2 protein-coding genes are annotated in these 543 nt (G+C 46.2%); both read left to right on the forward strand.

From position 1 onward, the window contains the following. Window positions 1-406: YbgA family protein (locus AB4653_RS24620; RefSeq protein WP_372105544.1), on the forward strand; the 406-nt coding region annotated here is incomplete at its 5' end. After that, window positions 403-543 (forward strand): deoxyribodipyrimidine photo-lyase (locus tag AB4653_RS24625; protein WP_372105546.1); only part of this gene is annotated, 141 nt, incomplete at its 3' end. The genes AB4653_RS24620 and AB4653_RS24625, both read left to right, overlap by 4 nt.

Here is a 543-nt window from a genome sequence, read left to right on the forward strand (position 1 = left end):
CAAGCTGATTCAATTCCACAGCGCTCACAAGTACCTGGTAATGTGTCACCACATTGAAGGCTATAAGAGCCTAGGCAAACTTTTAGCGAGTAACGATTTAGAGATTGATGAGCTGGCTGAAAAGTACATCGAAGGTCTGATGACGGCGCTAATGCACCATGCAAACCGCGGCAGTCATGCTAATACTCTGCATCACTTACAAGGTTACTTTAAGAAACAACTGAGCAGCGCTCACAAACAAGAGCTCACGAATCAGATTTCATCATTCAGAGAAGGGCTAGTTCCTCTGTTAGTTCCACTAACACTGATCAACCACTACTTGATGGAATACCCAAACGAGTACCTTGAATCACAGGTTTACCTAAACCCGCACCCACAAGAACTTAAACTGAGATACGGATATTGAGCGACATTCTATGGATAAGACGAGACCTGCGGATTCACGATAACCCAGCGCTCCTCTCGGCAGTTGAAAACGGCGTAACGACCGCCGTTTTCATTTCGACACCTCAAACGTGGCAGCAACACCATCTTGCGCCAATC

The organism is Vibrio sp. 10N.222.48.A3 (genome assembly GCF_041475345.1).
Lineage (GTDB): Bacteria > Pseudomonadota > Gammaproteobacteria > Enterobacterales > Vibrionaceae > Vibrio > Vibrio tasmaniensis_A.